Origin of the sequence: Micromonospora echinospora, from assembly GCF_014203425.1 — a bacterium.
Classification (GTDB): domain Bacteria; phylum Actinomycetota; class Actinomycetes; order Mycobacteriales; family Micromonosporaceae; genus Micromonospora; species Micromonospora echinospora_A.
Genome location: NZ_JACHJC010000001.1, coordinates 2,599,790 through 2,616,824 on the forward strand (window position 1 = coordinate 2,599,790; position 17,035 = coordinate 2,616,824).

At 72.4% G+C, this 17,035-nt stretch carries 16 protein-coding genes; 3 read left to right on the forward strand and 13 right to left on the reverse strand.

Features of this window, described 5'->3' with window-relative positions; genetic code table 11:
- Positions 1-29: 29 nt before the first annotated feature.
- From FHU28_RS12415 to FHU28_RS12435, 5 genes are read right to left on the reverse strand one after another with little or no spacing between them, the layout of a single operon-like run.
- Positions 30-809, reverse strand: coding sequence for an ABC transporter ATP-binding protein (locus FHU28_RS12415; protein ID WP_184683813.1), 780 nt, complete (start codon positions 807-809; stop codon positions 30-32).
- Entirely contained in the window at positions 806-1,825 is a 1,020-nt protein-coding gene (locus FHU28_RS12420; protein WP_184683815.1) for a FecCD family ABC transporter permease, read from the reverse strand. The genes FHU28_RS12415 and FHU28_RS12420 overlap by 4 nt, the downstream gene beginning before the upstream one ends.
- A complete protein-coding gene (locus tag FHU28_RS12425; protein WP_225980483.1) occupies positions 1,822-2,811 on the reverse strand; it encodes a FecCD family ABC transporter permease in 990 nt (329 codons plus the stop codon). Before FHU28_RS12425 ends, FHU28_RS12420 begins: the two co-directional genes overlap by 4 nt.
- Complete coding sequence (locus FHU28_RS12430; RefSeq protein ID WP_116509233.1) at positions 2,801-3,616, reverse strand: siderophore-interacting protein; 816 nt, start codon at positions 3,614-3,616, stop codon at positions 2,801-2,803. The genes FHU28_RS12425 and FHU28_RS12430 overlap by 11 nt, the downstream gene beginning before the upstream one ends.
- Positions 3,613-4,614, reverse strand: a complete 1,002-nt coding sequence (locus FHU28_RS12435; protein WP_116509235.1) for an ABC transporter substrate-binding protein — start codon at positions 4,612-4,614, stop codon at positions 3,613-3,615. Before FHU28_RS12435 ends, FHU28_RS12430 begins: the two co-directional genes overlap by 4 nt.
- A 105-nt stretch (positions 4,615-4,719) precedes the next feature.
- On the opposite strand from FHU28_RS12435, the gene FHU28_RS12440 reads away from it, so the two are divergent.
- Positions 4,720-5,592 (forward strand): helix-turn-helix domain-containing protein, encoded by an 873-nt coding sequence (locus FHU28_RS12440; RefSeq protein ID WP_116509237.1) that lies wholly within the window; start codon positions 4,720-4,722, stop codon positions 5,590-5,592.
- Between the two features lie 40 nt (positions 5,593-5,632).
- On the opposite strand, the gene fmdA is transcribed toward FHU28_RS12440, so the two are convergent.
- Positions 5,633-6,886 carry a formamidase gene (gene fmdA, locus FHU28_RS12445; RefSeq protein ID WP_116509239.1) on the reverse strand — a complete coding sequence of 418 codons (1,254 nt, stop codon included), beginning with the start codon at positions 6,884-6,886 and terminating at the stop codon, positions 5,633-5,635.
- A gap of 21 nt (positions 6,887-6,907) precedes the next feature.
- A complete protein-coding gene (locus tag FHU28_RS12450; RefSeq protein WP_116509241.1) occupies positions 6,908-7,186 on the reverse strand; it encodes an FmdB family zinc ribbon protein in 279 nt (92 codons plus the stop codon).
- Between the two features lie 206 nt (positions 7,187-7,392).
- Between FHU28_RS12450 and FHU28_RS12455 the strand changes: the two genes are divergently transcribed.
- Both FHU28_RS12455 and FHU28_RS12460 read left to right on the forward strand, forming a co-directional pair.
- On the forward strand, positions 7,393-8,583 hold the full coding sequence (locus FHU28_RS12455) for a cellulose binding domain-containing protein (RefSeq protein WP_184683817.1): 1,191 nt from the start codon (positions 7,393-7,395) through the stop codon (positions 8,581-8,583).
- Positions 8,584-8,617: 34 nt separating this feature from the next.
- On the forward strand, positions 8,618-9,745 hold the full coding sequence (locus tag FHU28_RS12460) for a glycoside hydrolase family 53 protein (RefSeq protein WP_116509244.1): 1,128 nt from the start codon (positions 8,618-8,620) through the stop codon (positions 9,743-9,745).
- 25 nt (positions 9,746-9,770) lie between these two features.
- Here the strand turns inward: FHU28_RS12460 and FHU28_RS12465 are convergent, their stop codons facing one another.
- The 6 genes from FHU28_RS12465 to FHU28_RS12490 all read right to left on the reverse strand — a co-directional run bounded on the left by FHU28_RS12465 (position 9,771) and on the right by FHU28_RS12490 (position 16,996).
- Positions 9,771-10,109 carry a DoxX family protein gene (locus tag FHU28_RS12465; protein ID WP_116509246.1) on the reverse strand — a complete coding sequence of 113 codons (339 nt, stop codon included), beginning with the start codon at positions 10,107-10,109 and terminating at the stop codon, positions 9,771-9,773.
- A 101-nt stretch (positions 10,110-10,210) separates the two neighbouring features.
- Positions 10,211-10,549 carry a hypothetical protein gene (locus FHU28_RS12470; RefSeq protein ID WP_116509248.1) on the reverse strand — a complete coding sequence of 113 codons (339 nt, stop codon included), beginning with the start codon at positions 10,547-10,549 and terminating at the stop codon, positions 10,211-10,213.
- A gap of 179 nt (positions 10,550-10,728) precedes the next feature.
- Complete coding sequence (locus FHU28_RS12475; RefSeq protein WP_116509250.1) at positions 10,729-13,248, reverse strand: hypothetical protein; 2,520 nt, start codon at positions 13,246-13,248, stop codon at positions 10,729-10,731.
- Positions 13,245-14,900: a hypothetical protein gene (locus FHU28_RS12480; RefSeq protein ID WP_184683819.1), complete on the reverse strand. Its 1,656-nt coding sequence runs from the start codon at positions 14,898-14,900 to the stop codon at positions 13,245-13,247. The genes FHU28_RS12475 and FHU28_RS12480 overlap by 4 nt, the downstream gene beginning before the upstream one ends.
- Positions 14,897-16,651, reverse strand: a complete 1,755-nt coding sequence (locus FHU28_RS12485) for a hypothetical protein (protein ID WP_184683821.1) — start codon at positions 16,649-16,651, stop codon at positions 14,897-14,899. The genes FHU28_RS12480 and FHU28_RS12485 overlap by 4 nt, the downstream gene beginning before the upstream one ends.
- Positions 16,652-16,765: 114 nt before the next feature.
- A complete protein-coding gene (locus tag FHU28_RS12490; protein WP_116509256.1) occupies positions 16,766-16,996 on the reverse strand; it encodes a hypothetical protein in 231 nt (76 codons plus the stop codon).
- Between the last annotated feature and the right edge of the window lie 39 nt (positions 16,997-17,035).

Sequence of the window (17,035 nt, forward strand, 5' to 3'; positions counted from 1 at the left end):
GACTCTGGCATACCGACGCGGGCTTCCTGCTACACGGTCGGCACCACCATCGGGGTGCCGGTGACCGGGTTCGGCATCACCACGCTGGGCAGGCCGAAGACCTCCCGCATGAGGTCCGCGTCCACCACGTCGGCCGGCGGGCCCTGCGCGACGACGCGGCCGGCCTTCATCGCCACGATGTGATCGGCGAACCGGCACGCCTGGTTGATGTCGTGCAGCACGGCCACGACGGTCCGTCCCTCGTCGCGCAGCCGGGCGAACAGCGCCAGCAGCTCGTACTGGTGCGTGATGTCCAGGAACGTGGTGGGCTCGTCGAGCAGCAGGTACGGCGTCTCCTGCGCCAGCACCATGGCGATCCAGACCCGTTGCCGCTGCCCGCCGGAGAGTTCCTCCACGGGCCGCTCGGCCAGGTCGGTGACGCCGGCAACCGCCATGGCCGACCGGACGGCCTCCTCGTCGGCGGCCCCGCCTGCGCCGCCGAGCAGGGACTGGTGCGGGTAGCGGCCCCGGGCGACGAGCCGCCGCACGATGATGTTCTCCGGCGCGACGAGGCCCTGGGGCAGGAAGCCGACCTGGCGGGCGAACGGCTTCGGCCGGTGCTCGGCGACGTCCCGGCCGTCGAGGCGTACCGCGCCCGACGCCGGTGTGAGCAGCCGGACGAACGCCTTCAGCAGCGTCGACTTCCCGCAGGCGTTGGGGCCGACGATCGCCGTGAACGCGCCGTCCGGCACGGCCAGGCTCACCCGCGTCGACACCACCCGCTCGCCGTAGCCGAGCGTGACGTCTTCCGCGGTCAGACGGCTGGTCACCGTCGTTTCACCTCCATGCCGAGCAGCCAGATGAGATAGCAGCCGCCGATCGCCGTGGTGACCACGCCGACCGGCAACGCGACCGGCGCGAGCAGCAGTTGCGCGACGAGGTCCGCGGCGAGCAGCAGCACCGCGCCGGTCAGCGCCGCCGGCACCAGGGGTACGCCCGCGGCCCGCGCGAGCCGCCGGCCGATCTGGGGCGCCGCGAGCGCGATGAACACGACCGGCCCGGCCACCGCTGTCACTGTCGCGGTGCAGCCCACGCCGGCCAGGACCAGCAGCAGGCGGAGCCGGCCCAGGCGTACGCCGGTGGTGCGTGCGATCTCGTCGCCCAGCGCCGCCTGGTGCATGGCGTGCGAGATCACGACGAGCAGCAGGACGAACAGGCCGATGACGGCGAACGGGAGCCGCACCTCGGACCAGTCGACGCCGTTGAGCGAGCCGGCGTTCCACCCGGTCGCGGCGAGCGCCACGTCGATCTCGGCCCGCAGCACGATCCAGGAGTTGAGCGCGGTCAGCATGGCGTTGACCGCGATGCCGATGACGACCAGCCGGACGCCGCTGAGCCCGGAGTCCAGCGACAGCAGGTAGATGAGCGCGGCGGCGAGCAGCCCGCCCGCCACCGACCCGGCGGCGAGCTGCCCGGCGGTGCCGTTCAGCACGGTGATCGCGGCGAGCGCGCCGGTGTACGCGCCCGCGTCGAGACCGATCACGTCGGGGCTGCCCAGCGCGTTGCGGGTCAGGTTCTGGAAGACCGCTCCGGCCAGACCCAGCGCGGCGCCGAAGACCAGCGCGGCGGCCACCCGGGGGAGTCGCCACTCCCGGATCACGAAGGCCGCGTCGCCGCCCCGGAACAGGGCGTCGAACACCTCGGCCGGTGTCGCCCACTCCGGCCCGTGGCTCAGCGTCACCAGCGCGAGGGCCGCCGCGGCCGCGACGAGCCCGGCCGAGACGGCGGCCGAGCGCCGTTCGACCTCGATCGCGAGCCGTCCCGCCCGCAGCCGCACAGTGCTCACAGCGCCGCCGCCCCGTAGCGGCGGACCGCCCAGATCAGCACCGGAGCGCCCAGGAACGCGGTGACGATCGACACCGGAACCTCGCCAGTGGGCAGCAGGACCCGCGAGCCGACGTCCGCGACGAGCAGCAGGATCGGCCCGAGCAGCATCGAGTACGCCATGATCCACGGGATCGAGTCGACGGCCAGCCGCCGCGCCAGGTGCGGAACCATCAGCCCGACGAACGCGATCGGGCCGGCGACCGCGGTGGCGACGCCGGTGAGCAGCGTGACGAGCACCAGGACGGTGACCCGGGTCCGGGTCACGTGGGCGCCGAGCGAGTGGGCGACGTCCTCGCCGAGGGCGAGCGCGTTCAACGGCCGGGTCGCGGCCATCGCGGCGGCCAGGGCGGCGACTGTCACCAGCACCGGCAGCACCAGCGGCGTCTGCTCGGCGCCGGCCAGCGCCCCGACCGACCAGAACCGGTACCTGTCGAAGACGTCCGGGAAGCCCAGCCGCAGCCCGAGCGAGACGCCCATCAGCACCCAGCTCAGCGCGACTCCGGCGAGGACCAGCCGCAGGGGTGAGGTCCGCCCGACGGCGTAGACGGCGACGGCGGCGAGCGCGGAGCCGGCCACCGCGAGCACGAGCTGCCCGGCCTGCGACCCGGCGACGCCCGCCAGCACGCCCAGGTTGATGGCGAAGCCGGCCCCGGCTGTCACGCCGAGGATGCCGGGCTCGGCCAGCGGGTTGCGGGTGAGCGTCTGGATCAGCACCCCGGCCGCGCCGAGGGCGGCGCCGACGCAGACGCCGAGGATCGTGCGGGGCAGCCGGATGTCGCGTACGACGAGGTGGTCGGTCGTGGCCGCGAAGTCGGTGAGCGCGCGCCACACCTCGACCGGCGCGACCGGTCGCGCGCCCACGGCCATGCTCGCGCCCGCCGCGACGACGAGCAGCGCGGCGGACACGAGCAGGAACGCCGCCCGGCGGGGCAGGTCAGTCTTCAAGCCCGGCGACTCCGCGCTTCCAGTACCCGGTGATCAGTGAGTCGAGGCGGCCGGCGCTCCAGGCGCGTAGCGGCCTGATGTCGTTCGCCTCGCCGGCCGCGAAGAGGAACGCCCGCCCGGCCGGCAGGCGCAGCGACCTCACCTGCTGCGCGAGCGTGGACCCGGTGGCCGCGCGCACCAGCCACGTCACCGCCACCCCGTCGCGGTGCGCGAGCGGGTATTCCCGTTCGGCCGGGTCGTCGACCTCGGCGACCACGTGCGCCGACACGTCGGCCGGGGACTCCTCCAGCCATCTGGCGACGGCCGGCAGGGCGGTGGCGTCGACGGCGAAGACGTAGTGGTCGTAGCTGTGCGGGAACGCCTTCGCGCCGGGCGGGCCCGCGATCGTCACCCCGTCGCCCACCGCCGCCGTGTCCGCCCACGCCGACGCGACACCGCCGTCGTGCAGCACGAAGTCCAGGTCGATTTCGCAGGCGGCGGGATCGTAGCGGCGCACCGTGTACTTGCGGGTGGTCGGCAGCGGGCGGGGCCAGTCGAGCATGCCCCGCCCGTCCGGGACGGGATCGCGCCGGGTGCCGTCCGGATCCGGGAAGACGAGCTTGACGTGGTCGTCCGCCTGGTAGGTGTGGAAGCCGGCGAGGGCCGGGCCGCCGAGGGTCAGCCGCACCATGCGCGGGGTCAGCCGCCGCCGGGCGACGACCCGGACCTCGCGTACGCCGATCGGGTAGCCGATCCGGACCGTGCCACTGCCCGCGCGGTGGTGGGCAACGACCCGGCCGGCCGGGTCGTGACGGTCGACTGTCATCGGGCCAACAGCGGCGCGAATGCCTTGTCGACGGAGTCGAGCGTCCGGAGGGCCGACTCGTACGTCGCCGCTTCCGTGTACTGCAACGGGAACACCCGGCCGGCCTTGACCGCGGGCAGGTTTTTCCACAGCGCGGAGTCGAGCACCTGCTTCACCGCCTCGGCGGGGGTGCCGTCGGGCTGCACCGTGTACGTGATGGCGTCGGCCTCGCCGAGGCTCGTCGGCAGTTCCTCGATCGCCGGGTACTCGGTGACGTCGAGCCCGCCACCGCCCTTCTCCTTGACCTCGCCGTAGTAGGTCACGCCCGCGTCCTGGGCGATGTTGGTGCCCCACGAGCCGGCGAACTCCCGGTGGAAGGTGCCCTTGGCGATCTCGCCGTAGCTGCCCACGTGCCCGAACTTCAGGCCCGCGAGGGCGGCGCCGTACTTGTCCTTCAGTTCCGCGGCCCTCTTCTCGTACGCCTCCTTGGCCGCCTGGAAGTTCGTGCCGCGACCGGCGGCGTCGGACTGCCGGCGGGACAGCTCGCGCCAGGCGGCGGGCGTGGTGGGGCCGATCGCGACGACCGGCGCGATGCTCTCCAGCCGCTTCATGTCGATGCTGCCGAGAGCCGGCTTCGGCACCCCGATCACGATGAGGTCCGGCTTGGCGGCGGCGACGGCCTCGTAGTTGGTCTCGGCAGCCGCCTCGCCGGCGACCTTCGGCAGCCGTTCGTAGGTGGCCCGGTCCTGCTCGGCCATCAGCGCCAGGCCGCGCTTCCAGCTCGAGATCCCCACCAGTGCGGCGTCCGCCTCGATCAGGACCGGCACCGCGTAGCCGGTGGCGACGACCCGCTGGGGGGCGACCGGGATCGTGATCTCGCCGTTGTCGGCGGCGAAGACGCGGGTCGCGGCGTCGCCGGACTTCGCGGCGGAGTCGCCGCCGTCGGATCCGCAACCGGTGACCACGGTGAGCGTCACCGCGGCGGCGGCGATCACGCGCCAGTGCTGTCGTACGGACATCTGCCAGTTCCTTCGGGGTCTCAACACAGAGGTGCAGCCCTGCTGGGCTGCAGAGCTTAGGCTAGCCTTACTTCTGTGGGCGGAATGTCGCCGAGAGGTCAACCGATGTCGGGGAGAGGTCAGAGCGTGATGGTCACCGGCCCGATCACGGCGGATCCGGTCAGCTGCGAGGAGTTCGGCTACGGCCTCGGCCGCCCCGACGGCATCCTCCTCCTGCGCTACCGGTCGGTGACCCGGCTGGCGTTCGCCGAGAACCGGGAGGACTTCCTGCACCAGCTCTACTGGTCACCCGACGGTCTGCTCTCCGCCCGCCACGGTCGGCACACCACCTTCCTCGGGCCGGACGAGGTCTTCTGGGTGCACCGGGCCGTGACCCACGAGGTGCACGCGGCGGACCGGCAGACGGTCTACCGGATCTGCCTGCGCGAGGTGCCCGGTGCCCTCGACGGGCTGGGGGCCGGCGTCGCCACCATCGACGCCGAGGCCGCTCGGCTCGTCCTCGCGCTCACCACCGCCGGCTACGACGAACGCGACGCCCTCGCCGCCCGCAGCCGCATCATGGCCGGGCTCGCCGCCCGATCCGACCCCGACGACCGGCAGGCCGGCGGTACGGGCGTCGCGCTGGCGGTCGCCACGGCCCTGGCCCGAGACCCGGGTGACACGACAGGGCTCGCCGAGTGGGCGGACCGCCTGCACGTCAGCGTCAAGACGCTGCAACGTGACTTCGACCGCGAGTTCGGCATGTCGTACTCGCAGTGGCGCACGAAGCTGCGCCTGCGTGCGTCGCTGGCGCTGCTGGAGACCCGGCCGGTCGGCGAGGTCGCCCGCCGCATCGGGTACGCCAGCCCGTCCGCGTTCATCTCCGCCTTCGCCAGGGAGTACGGCTACACGCCGGGTCGCGCCGCCGCGATGCGGCGTACCGCCGACATCCCCGCGCCCCGCGCGGCGAGGAGCTTCCGGCGCCCACCCGTCCCGTGATCAGCCCGGTCCTGCCGAAAACGGTGGCGCGGTCACCTGCTCAGCTCATGGTGGCCTTCGGGGCGCCGCTGCCCGGATCGATCCGGGTCGGACCGGAGGCCGAGGGGCGGATGTCGAAGTCGAAGATCTCGGTGGGCAGGTAGACCGTCGCGCAGGAGTTGGGGATGTCCACCACGCCGGAGAGCCGGCCCTCGATCGGTGCGGCACCGAGCAGCAGGTACGCCTGTTCCGGCTGGTAGCCGAAGCGGGTCAGGTAGTCGATGGCGTGCAGGCAGGCGCGCTGGTAGGCCAGCTGCGAGTCGAGGTACCGCTGTTCGCCGTCGAGGGTGACGGAGATCCCGGAGAAGGCCAGCCACCGGGAGAACTGCGGCGGGGTGTCGCCCGGGATGAAGATCGCGTTCTCGGCGACGCCGTACGTCTGCATGCCGTTCTTGATCAGGTCCACGTGCAGGTCGACGAAGCCGCCCATCTCGATCGCGCCGCAGAAGGTGATTTCCCCGTCGCCCTGGGAGAAGTGCAGGTCGCCGAGGGACAGGTTGGCTCCCGGCACGTACACGGGGTAGAAGACCCGGCTGCCGACTGTGAAATTCTTGATGTCCTGGTTCCCGCCGTTCTCCCGGGGCGGAGCGGTCCGCGCCGCCTCCGCGGCTACCCGGTCGAAGTCGGCGCCGGTGAGGCGGCCGAGGATCGCGTCCTGCGGCTCGGGGGGCAGGGCCAGGGGCGGCACCCGGTCGGGCGCGGTGGCGATCAGCGCACCCTCGCGCCGGTTCCACGTGGCCAGCAGCGACGCGGACGGGGCGGTGCCCATCAGCCCTGGGTGGGCGATCCCGGTGAACGAGACTCCGGGGATGTGCCGGGAGGTGGCCTTGCGGCCGGAGAAGTCCCAGACCGCCTTGTACGCGTCGGGGAACTGCTCGGTGAGAAAGCCGCCGCCGTTGCCGGTGGGGAAGATGCCCGTGTAACCCCAGCCCTGGCCGGCCAGCGGACCTGACTCCTGCGGGATGGGGCCCATGTCGAGGATGTCGACCATGAGCAGGTCGCCCGGCTCGGCGCCCTCGACCGCGAACGGGCCGCTGAGCGCGTGGACCCGGGTCAGCGGAGCGTCCCGGATGTCCTCGGCGGAGTCGTCGTTGTGGATCGCGCCGTCGAACCACTCGCGGCAGTGGACGCGGAACGACTGTCCGGGCCGTACCGTCGCCACGGGCGGGATGTCGGGATGCCAGCGGTTGTGCCCGACCTTCTCCTGGTCGGTGAACCTCTTGGCGGAGTCGAGGGAGAACAGCAGTTCAGGCACAGCGTTGAGCCCTTCTCGTGGTCACCAGCGGGGCAGACGGGCGTGGGCCGGGTTCGTCGAGCGGCGTGCCGGGCGACCGCCGGGTACCCGCCCGACCACCTCCGGCTGTTCCGCGCTGCGCTCGGTCCGGTCGATGGCCTCGCGCAGCGCCGCCGGCATGCGGGCCAGCCGTGGCGCGGAGAACACCCGTGTCGCCGGGAACCCGCACCGGGGGCAGCTCGTCGACGGTCCCGCGGTGCCGACCGGCAGTACGACATCGAAGCTGCCGTCCTGCTGGCAGCGGTACTCGAAGGTGGCCATCGCCGCTTCCCGTCCAGTCGTGCGTGCGGTGGCCGTTCCACAGCGGCTCACCCTGTATTTCCGATTGTTGCTGATTACGCAGATAGGCGGCGTAAAACGACGAATGAGGCAGAGGTCGCGCCCCGCGACGGGTTGCCGGGCCGCCGCGCCGACCGAGTCGTGGGATACGTTGGCGATCATCGATGTATCGGCGGCATCGTCGGCGTATGGCAGCCGTCTCGTCGTCCTCGTCGTTCCGCCGACTCCGGCCGGGTCTGCTGGCCGCCGTCGTGCTGTCGGCAGCGGTGCTCGCCACCGCGCTGAGCGCCGTACCGTCGGCCGACGCCGACGCCGGCACCGCGTACCCCGCTGCCGCGCCGGCTCCCGGCGGCGCCGCGGTGCCCGTCGCGGATCCGACCGGGACCGTGGCGCCGCCCACGTCGACGCCCAGGACGCCCGACCCGCCCAGCACCACGCCGTTCCCGCCGAGCGCGCCCACGAACCTGACCGCCACCCAGGTACGGACCACGTCGGTCACCCTCACCTGGACGGCCGCCACGCGCGGCTGCTGCCCCGTCGTCGGGTACGACATCACCTACTACCAGGCGTTCGACGACGTGGTGTACGGCGTCAGCCTCGGCGACGTCACCACCGCCACGATCACCACCTCCATCCAGCCGGGCCGGCAGTACTCGTTCCGGGTCTCGGCCCGCGACGGCGACGGCCGCCGTTCGCCCTCCACCGACCCGCTGACGGTGGTCACCCCGGTGACGGACACCGGCCCGGACACCACCCCGCCGAGCGCACCGCAGAACCTGACAGTCGGCGAGGTGACCGCCTCGACCGCCACGCTGTCCTGGGCGCCGTCGACGGACAACGTCGGTTTGCTCGGGTACAACGTCTACCGGTTCGACGGCTGGTACACCTCGACGCTCGTCGCCACCGTGCCGGGCACGACGTACACGGCCGCGCTGCCCCCGGAGACGCCGCTGCGCACCCTGTACTACGTGCGGGCCCGGGACGCCGTCGGCAACGTGTCGATCGCCTCCAACACGGTCACCGTGCCCACGACGACCACTCCGCCGCCCCCGCCGCCCTCGACCTGCCGGGTGACCTACCGGAACCAGTCCGAGTGGGCCGGCGGCTTCGTGGCCACGGTGACGGTCCAGAACACCGGGACGGCGCCGGTCGACGGCTGGATCGTCACGTGGGGCTTCCCCGGCGACCAGCAGATCACCAACGCGTGGAACGCCACGGTCGGGCAGACCGGCGCCACAGTGACCGCCCGCAACGTCGACTGGAACCGCGTCATCGCGCCGAACGGATCCGCGACCTTCGGCTTCCAGGGGCGGTGGGGCGCCAGCGACGCGCCGCCGACCGGGTTCTCGCTGAACGGCGCTCCCTGCACCGTGGGCTGAGCGCGGCCCGCAACCCGACCCGAGAGGGAGCCCTGTGAGCACACCCCACCGCCGCCGCCGGACCCTGGCCGGGGCCGTCACGGCCGTCGTCCTCGCCGTCACCACCACGTTCGGGGGTACGCCGGCGCCCGTCTCCGCCGCGAACACGCTCAGCATGCGGGGCGCCGACGTCTCGTCGTTGCAGCGCAGCCTGGACCTGGGGGCGAAGTACTACGACGCGGGCGGGGTCGCCCGTGACCCGCTGGACATCCTCAGGTCCGCCGGCGCCAACTACGTCCGGTTGCGCGTCTGGAACAACCCGGCCAGCGGCTACAACAACAAGAGCAGGGTACTGGCCCAGGCGAGCGCGGCCAGGGCGAAGGGCCTCAAGGTCCTCATCGACTTCCACTACTCCGACACCTGGGCCGATCCCGGCAAGCAGTACAAGCCGGCCGCCTGGGCCGGGCACAGCCTCAGTCAGCTGCGCAACGACGTGTACGCCTTCACGTACGACGTCTGCGCCGCCCTGCGGGGGCAGGGCACCCTGCCGGACAGCGTGCAGATCGGTAACGAGATCAACGTCGGGATGCTGTGGAACGAGGGGAAGGTCGTCAACAACGACTTCGCCCCGCTGGCCGGCCTGCTGAAGCAGGGCTACAACGCGGTGAAGGCGTGCGGCCGCGGCATCCCCGTGATGATCCACACCGCGAACGCGGACAGCAACGCCAACGCCCGGTGGTTCTACGACGGCATCCGCGCCCAGGGCGTGCAGTGGGACATGACGGCCCTGTCGTACTACTGCATGTGGCACGGCAGCCTGGCGAACCTCTACAACAACATCGTCGACCTGCGGAACCGCTACGGGAAGCCGGTGGTGATCGTGGAGACCGCGTACCCCTTCACCCGGGACGACGCGGACGGCCAGCCGAACGTCATCGGCGACGCCACCTGCGACGGCATCAGCGCGACGTGGGCCGGGCAGGCCCAGGAGTTCGACTGGGTGCAGAACACCGCCCGCAACGCCGGCGCGATCGGGGTCTTCTACTGGGAACCCACCTGGTACGCCGTCCCTGGCAACGGCTGGGACCCGGCGAACATCAACGGCACCGGAAACGGGTGGGACAACATGGCCGTCTTCGACTGGTTCGGGCGGGTGAACCCGGGGGTGCGCTGGACGCCCTGACCGGCCGCCGGACGCACCCCCTGCGCTATCGCCTGAGGAGACGGCCGATCGAGTCGCGGCGGCCCCAGGCGATGAACACGAACAGCACGAACAGCACCACCGGTGTGAGGACCAGCGCGCCGCCGTCGAGGATGAACGCCTGGGTGACGGCGGCGCCGATCATGAGCAGCGCCAGCCCGACGAGGTAGCGGAACCAGGGCGCGGTGCCCATGTCCTCGAAGGACTGCACAGCGTTCGCCTCGCCGAACAGCTTGGGACCGGCCGAGGCGACTATGAAGAAGACGCCGAGAAAGCCCTGGAGCACCCACAGCGTGCGGTGCAGTCCACGGGCGACGGGCGGGGGAGTGGTGTCGACAACGCTCATGGCTCTCGTCCTCCTGACGGTCGGCCGGTCCGCGCATCCGATCGGATGCACCAGCTCAGACCGGCCGGGACAGGCGAACTCATCGCTGATCCGGCGCACGGCTACCAGGCCTTGCCGCGGATCGGGGGCACGTCGAGATCGTGCTCGCCGCCCCGGTGCTCGGCGAGCAGCCGACGGCGGACCGAACGCCAGGCGACGCGTTCCTGGCGGCGGCCGAGCCTGCGGTACGCCTGAAAGGTGCAGAGCCGGCAGCCGCAGAGGTTGGGAGCCTGCGCCGTCACCTCACGGTAGCAACGGGTGCGGATCCAGTCGGGCGAGGCGAGGAACTCGGCCAGGTCGCAGGCGCCCAAGTGGTGTCGGTGGATGTCGGTGAACCAGCGGCGCAGATACGGATCCCGCTGCTGCACCCGCTCGGGTCGGTGGATGTCGGTACGGGCCATGTGACGACCGCCTTCCGGCCGCCCGCGCACATGCGCGGGACTAACGCCTCTCTGGCATGCCGATCACCTCCCATTGCCGGTGGACGCCCTCATTCTGCTGATCATGGACCGGGCCACGCATCCGATTTCAGGGGCCAGCCGATGGGCCGATCAGCCGTCGACAGGGCCCTCCCCGGCCACTACCCGGGGACGGCCGGGTTCAGCTCGGCGTCCTCCTGCAGATGGACGAGGGAGGTGGGGGAGACCACCTCCCACGGCTCGTCGACAGCGACCTCACCGTCGGGCCGGTCGTTGGCGTCCGCGATGAGGTCGTCGACCATCGGGTACCTGGTCGGCTCACCGCGCCACGGCTTCGGCCCCCAGGCGGGGACCTTGCCGGTCTGCAGGTAGCGGACGGCGGAGCGTTCGAAGCCCTCCCGTACCGGCACGACCACCCGCGCGGCGCCCGCTTGCAGGAACGCCTCGTACAACGGGTCGGTGCTGGTGCGCGCGGTGAGTTCGGCCCAGCGGTGCCGGCCGGCCCACTGGTACGGGTAGAACAGGTACGTCATGAGCGACCAGTCGAAGACGTCGGAGAAGAACGCGATCGCGTCGGCCTCGGCCCACGACTCGTCGAGGTCGATCCGGGGCGGCTCGTCCGGCGGGCTGTCAAGCGAACCGAACTGGTCGAAGTCCTGCCCGGTGAGGATGGTCTGGCAGCCGCGTGTGAGTTCGCGGACCTCGATCGCCCGGTTGACCTCCGGCGGCGCGCTCACGGCGTAGCCCTGCCGCACCTGCGCCACCGACACGGCGGTGTCGTAGGCGGACTGCAGGGACAGGAACGCCTGCTGGATGAGGTCGAACGTGGACTGCTGCCACGCCTTGAACGCCTCAGGGGTGCGGTAGGCGATCACCCGCACCGCGATCGCCTGCCCGTTCACCTGCTGCGATCCGATCGCCACCGGCAGATGTCCGGTCAGCTGCTGCTCCAGCTCGACGGTGTGGGACTCCGCGGCGTCCCCGGCCACTATCGAGATCCGCCGGCCGCCGACGGCGACGTTGACCGGAGCCTGCTTGAACGTCGACGCGGGCACGTCGTCCGGATCCGGCTTTTCGCCGACTGCCAGTTGCCCGCCGTACACCACCGACACCGTCACTCTGCCGGCCGCGTACCCGTCGGGGATGGTGACCTGCGACGTGGTGACCCCGTTGGCGAGCATCGCCGGCGGAGCCGTCTCGGGGTCGTAATGGACGGGCTCCGTCGTCATCGACGGGGCGAAGGTGAACGTCGCCGGTACGGTCACGACCTTGTCCGGGGGCCGTTGCAGCCCGGTGGCGTCGTAGCGCCGGCCGAGCGCGACGAAGGTGTTCTCGGTGACGTCCTCGGGACCGAAGTCCAGCGCGCGCGGAGCCACCGGCTCGTTCGCCGACGCGGCCGCCCCGGCGAGGTGGACGTGCTGCGCGGCCGGCTCCGGCACCACGAACTCCAGCAGCAGCCGCTCGCCGTAGTTGTAGACCTGCGCGCGGTCGACCTTGTTCAGCCACCGGTAGACGCCACGGACGTGGTCGGTGCCCTCCCGGTTGTCGAAATCGTGCTTGTTGGTCTCGGTGACCTGGGTCCGGCTCGTGGTGACGGTCCGCGTGGACGCCTGGCTGCGCATGCTCTCGGTGGCCCGGTCGGTGACGTCCTTGCCGTACGTGGAGGAGGAGCTGTTGCTCTGTGTGGTGCTCGTGGAGTTGCTGGCGTTCACGTCGACCCCGACGCTGACCGGGCCGAACCCGCCGGACACGCTCACCCCCGCCGAGAGACTGGTGGTGGCCGTGTTCGTCGTGCTCGCCGCCTCCTGGAGCGCGAACCGCTCGGCGGTGGTCAGCTCCCGGCTGGTCTCGCTGGACAGGTCGGTCGTCTCGACGACCTTCTGACCCGTGGTCGTGTCGACGACTGTGGTCCGGCCGCGCACCTCGGACCGCAGCACGTTCTCGATGTAGGCGATCTCGCCGAGGTCGTAGCGCAGGTGCTCGGTCCGTACCACCATCAGGTCACCGCGGCCGAGCACGCGGGCCCGCGCCTCGAACACCGGCAGCGCGGGAGGGGGAAGCGGCACCGGCACCGGGTAAGGCGTGGGTGTCGGCGTCGGCGTGGGCGTCGTGGCGATCCTCTCGTCGGGACCGCCCTGGGCGGACGGCGGCAGGGCCGGCAACCGGAGGGTCTGACCGCGTACGAGGTGCCGCACCCGGTAACCGCCGTCGAGCGGCAGCGCCGCCAGGCGGAGCACCGTGGCGCCGCGGAGCAGGGCGGTGGCCCGGGTGGTGGCCGGGGAACCGGCCGCGCCGAGCCACCGGTTCAGCACGATCACGCTCGTCGCCCGCCGGGCCACGTCGGCAAGCGCCTCGCGGTGCGGGCCGTCGTCCGGTGCGGGCCGCAGGTCACCCAGGCTGAGCGTCTCGTCGACGGCGGCGCGGCGCCGTACCTCACGCAGCCGCTGGGCCGCTACCGCGAGCGGTGACGGCAGGTCGGTGAGCAGGCCGCGCGCCAGCCCTGCGGCGGTCTCGCGGTCGCGCTCCCGGATCGCCTGCGCGGCCACGGGCAGCAGCGCGTCGGTGTAGTCGAACGCGCGCAGCAGAACCTCCACGGACGGCGGAGGCAGTACGGGCTCGGCCGGTGCGGGCCGGCGCACCGCGACGAAGCGGAACAGGGCCTGCGGCGTGGTGTCGGTCATCGCCAACTCCCGTCTGTCAGTAGCGGGGGCATGAGGTCGGGATCCATTCCGTACGCCCGCATGGCGGCGTTCAGGCAGCCGGCGAAGCCGTTGTAGACGGCGATGCTCTCGTCGCCGTCCGACTCCCCGAACAGGTCGCCGAGCGCTCGCCGGACGCCGGCGTCGCGGAACAGGTTCGCCACCGGTTCCAGGTAGTACGGCGAGAAGCCGAAGAACCCGTTCATGGCGCGAGTGATGTCGCGATGCGAGTCGTAGTCGAGCCGGAAGGTGCGCGGCTCGACGAGGTCGCGCCGGTTCAGCCCGGCCAGCGGGGCCGGCGACGGCGGCGGCGGGCCGAACAACGCGGCGGCGCGCGCCCGGTTGGGCACCCACCGGTTTCCCCGCGCCGGCTGCAGGCCGCGCCGGGCGTCCGGGAGGTAGCCGGAGAACGCGGCGAAGAAGTCCTCGGCGGCGTGCCCCTCCGGGGTCAGCACCCGCAGGTTGTGCGGGTCGCACAGGCCGCACATGTGCCGGAGCAGGTCGGCGTCCACGACCTGGTCCAGCCGCCGGAAGAGGCGCTCCAACTGGTACACCATGCGCTGGACCCGCCGGTGCTCGACCTCGAACGCCTGGACCGCGATCGTGGGGCAGCCGTGCCGGTACAGGGCGACCGCGACCAGCTCGGCGTTGCTCAGCGTGGTGACGGGATGGTCCGGATTCCCGATCACCGGCCGGGCCGTGTCGGCCGCGTCCGGATGCTGCTGGACCAGTCCCTCGAACCGCGCCTCGCTGGAGGTGAGGAGGCCCGGCTCGTTCAGCCGGCCCGCGAGTTCCCAGCGGGCGTCCCGGGCGGCCCGCCCACCCGACCCGTGGGAGACGAGGAAACCCGTCGGCGGGGTCGCGCCGGGCGCCACGAGCATCGACCGGTACGCGGGCGAGCGGCCCTCGACCAGCAACTGCGCCACCTGCAGGTCGCTCATCGCCAGCACGCCCATGCCGCGGAACGGGCGTGGCGTCGGATCGTGCGGCAGCCGCAGCGCGGTGAGCAGCGCCGGCCCGTTGAGGTCGAGCGGGATCGCGGTGTCGGGAAGCCGGTGCGCCAGCTCGGCGTACGCCAGGTTCTGGAACAGCCGGGTCCGCCCGGTCTCCCAATCCGGGTAGCCCCAGCGCTCGCTGCCGGCGTGCGGCCCCCGGATGATCCGCTTGCGTTGCGGGAAGTCCACCGGCAGCAACCCCGGCATGTCCGCGAAGACGTCGACGGTCACCGGGTCGCGCCCCCACTGCCCCCAGGCGAGCCACTGCGCGACCGCCGGCTGGTCGTAGCGCAGCGACCGCAGCAGCCGCGTACGGGCGTCGAAGTACCGCCGGCCGGACTGCTCGGTGGCGAGGATGAAGTAGTCCGGGCCGACGATGCGTTCCAGGGCCTCCCGGGCGGCGGGGTCGTCGAGCAGGAACTCCCGGAACGTCAGGTACCGGCTCGGCTCGGCGCGCCTGGCCCGCTCGAACGGCTCGTACAGGAAGCGGTGGAAGTCGACGAGCGCGTCGTGACCGTTGCGGGTGAACACCGCACCGACCTGGTCGAGGCTGTGCGCGAGGACCGGGTGCATCAGCGCCTCGCTGAGATCCCGGTGCAGCCCGCGCCGGACGACGGTGGCGAGCTCCTCGACTCTCACGGCGCGACCTCCCGGGCGACCGCCTCCGTCGCCGCCGCCAGCCCGGCCGGTTCGACGGCCGCGAACGCGGCAGCGAGGCGGCGCGCCGGGGAGTCGCCGGCGGTGACCAGGTGGGCGACCTTGCGCGCGACGACTTCGAGCACCTCGGGCAGGAGTACGCCGCCACAGGTCAGCGCGAGGTCGAGGCGGGTCATGTCGCGGCCGAGGAGGTCCTTGCCGTCGTACAGGTACCGCAGAATCGTGGCGTAGTCGTTGAGGTCCGCCACCACCTGCGCGGGTGGCCAGGGAAGCAGCCCGATCGCCGTGACGGTGAGGTCGGCGATCTCGGTGGGTGTCACCGCGCGCGGGGGCAGCGATCCCGCGCGCAGCGTCGCGCCGTGGTCCACGATCGCGACCGGAACCGCGGCGAGGTCCGCCACCTCCTGCTCGCGGAAGTCGACCACCTCGCCGATCTGTGCCGACCCCTCCGAGCCGAAGAACAGCCCGGCACGTACCGAAACCCCCGGGGTGCGGATCACGCTCAGCCGGAACCGTCTCCCGGTGCGGCCCGCCAGCCAGGGCCGGTCCACCGGCTCGCCGCCGTCCAGGTAGGTCACCGAGTAGGCGAACCTGTCGTCCGGGCTCTGCGGATCGACCCGGATGTGCACCGGCACCGCCGGGTTCGGCGGCAGCGCGCCCCGGACGCCGGCGACGTACGGGGCGACCTCGGCGGCCAGTGCGGCGATCGGGTCGCCGCGGGCCCGGTTCAGGTCGAGTGCCGCCTCCGGGGTGAGGAACAGCAGGTCGACGCCGTCCGGCCGGGTGATCTCCTCGATCCGCGGGCCGGCCGTCCACTCGCCGGCGGACAACTCCGCCTCGGGTGCCCCGCTGCGCCGCCTCGGCGCGCCCGGCGGCGGGAGCGCCTCGACGTTCTGGAAACGCTCGATCTGCAGGTCCAGCGCCTGCTGGCTGGTCACCACAGCCGGCGACCGGGCGCGGGTCGTGTCGTCCTGGCGGCGGGCGGCGTCCATGACGAACCACCCCCAGAACGGCGAGGACGCCAACGCGGCCACGCCACCCGAGGTGAGGTCGAGCGACAGCGGGTCGAACTGGGTGTCGACGGCCGGGAACAGTTCCGCCGGCACGATCCGGACCCCCGGCGCCGCCGAGATCCGCAGCGACGGGGCGATCCAGTGGACCCGTTTGATGCCCGCGTACCCCTCCGGCGACCCGTCGGCCAGCAGTTGCGGATCGGCCCCGTCGCGCATGGTCAGGGCGCCCTGCGACGGCCGCGCGTCGTAGCTGATCTGCGGCGGGACCGCGCGGCGGACGCTGATCCCGGGCGGTGGCGCCACGCCCGCGGGGAACAGCTCGATACGGGTGGCGGTGGCGTGCTCGACCCGCGCCTCGATCCGCAGCGGCACCGCCAGGTCGCGGTCACTGACCTGCGCGACGACGGTCTCGGCGCCCGGACCGGAGCGCAGCCGCGCGAGCGCCCGGGCCGGCACGGCGTCGAGGGCCGCGGCGAACCACGAGGGAAGGTACGTGATGGTGAGCCGCTCGTCGGCGGATGTGGTCGCGTCCCGGCGCACGTGCAGCACGTTGCCGAGGAAGTCGACCATGACGCATGTCGGAAGCAGGGGATTGCCCCGCCAGAACTCGAACCACTCGGAGCCCCAGTAGTCGGGGTCGTCCACTGTCAGGCGGGCGTCGTCGAGCACCTCGGCGAGGCCGTCCGCGGCCCGGGTGAGGATCTCCAGCTGGTTCACCACAGCGGATCACCTCCGCCAGAAGCGTACGGATGCGCGCCGGATGTCGCTGTCAGGTGCGTGCCAGTCGGCCGTCGGCATTCATGGGCGGCGAGGTGGCACGAGCCTGGAAGGTGCTCAGAGGACCGTGTCGGAGTAGACCTCGACGTCGTAGAGCAGTTGCACGTGGCGCCGGCCGTTCGTGATGCCGACGAAGGTCGGGTCACCGGCCGGGGTGTGGCCCCGGCGCCACACCTGTTCCCGAGCCGCCTCCCGCGACTCGTGGTGGATCTTGCCCTCCTGGTGCAGTTGCAGGACGCGACGGGCGGTGCTCCGGTCGCTGTCGAGGTGGACTCGCAGCACAGGCATGGGTGATCTCCTAGCCGACCGTCACGGTCCAGCTTCCTC

Excerpts from the sequence above, each read along its gene's own strand:
- FHU28_RS12430 (WP_116509233.1), bottom strand. The coding sequence starts at position 3,616 with ATGACAGTCGACCGTCACGACCCGGCCGGCCGGGTCGTTGCCCACCAC.
- FHU28_RS12435 (WP_116509235.1), bottom strand. The coding sequence starts at position 4,614 with ATGTCCGTACGACAGCACTGGCGCGTGATCGCCGCCGCCGCGGTGACG.
- FHU28_RS12440 (WP_116509237.1), top strand. The coding sequence starts at position 4,720 with ATGTCGGGGAGAGGTCAGAGCGTGATGGTCACCGGCCCGATCACGGCG.
- FHU28_RS12450 (WP_116509241.1), bottom strand. The coding sequence starts at position 7,186 with ATGGCCACCTTCGAGTACCGCTGCCAGCAGGACGGCAGCTTCGATGTC.
- FHU28_RS12455 (WP_184683817.1), top strand. The coding sequence starts at position 7,393 with ATGGCAGCCGTCTCGTCGTCCTCGTCGTTCCGCCGACTCCGGCCGGGT.
- FHU28_RS12465 (WP_116509246.1), bottom strand. The coding sequence starts at position 10,109 with ATGAGCGTTGTCGACACCACTCCCCCGCCCGTCGCCCGTGGACTGCAC.
- FHU28_RS12470 (WP_116509248.1), bottom strand. The coding sequence starts at position 10,549 with ATGGCCCGTACCGACATCCACCGACCCGAGCGGGTGCAGCAGCGGGAT.
- FHU28_RS12475 (WP_116509250.1), bottom strand. The coding sequence starts at position 13,248 with ATGACCGACACCACGCCGCAGGCCCTGTTCCGCTTCGTCGCGGTGCGC.
- FHU28_RS12490 (WP_116509256.1), bottom strand. The coding sequence starts at position 16,996 with ATGCCTGTGCTGCGAGTCCACCTCGACAGCGACCGGAGCACCGCCCGT.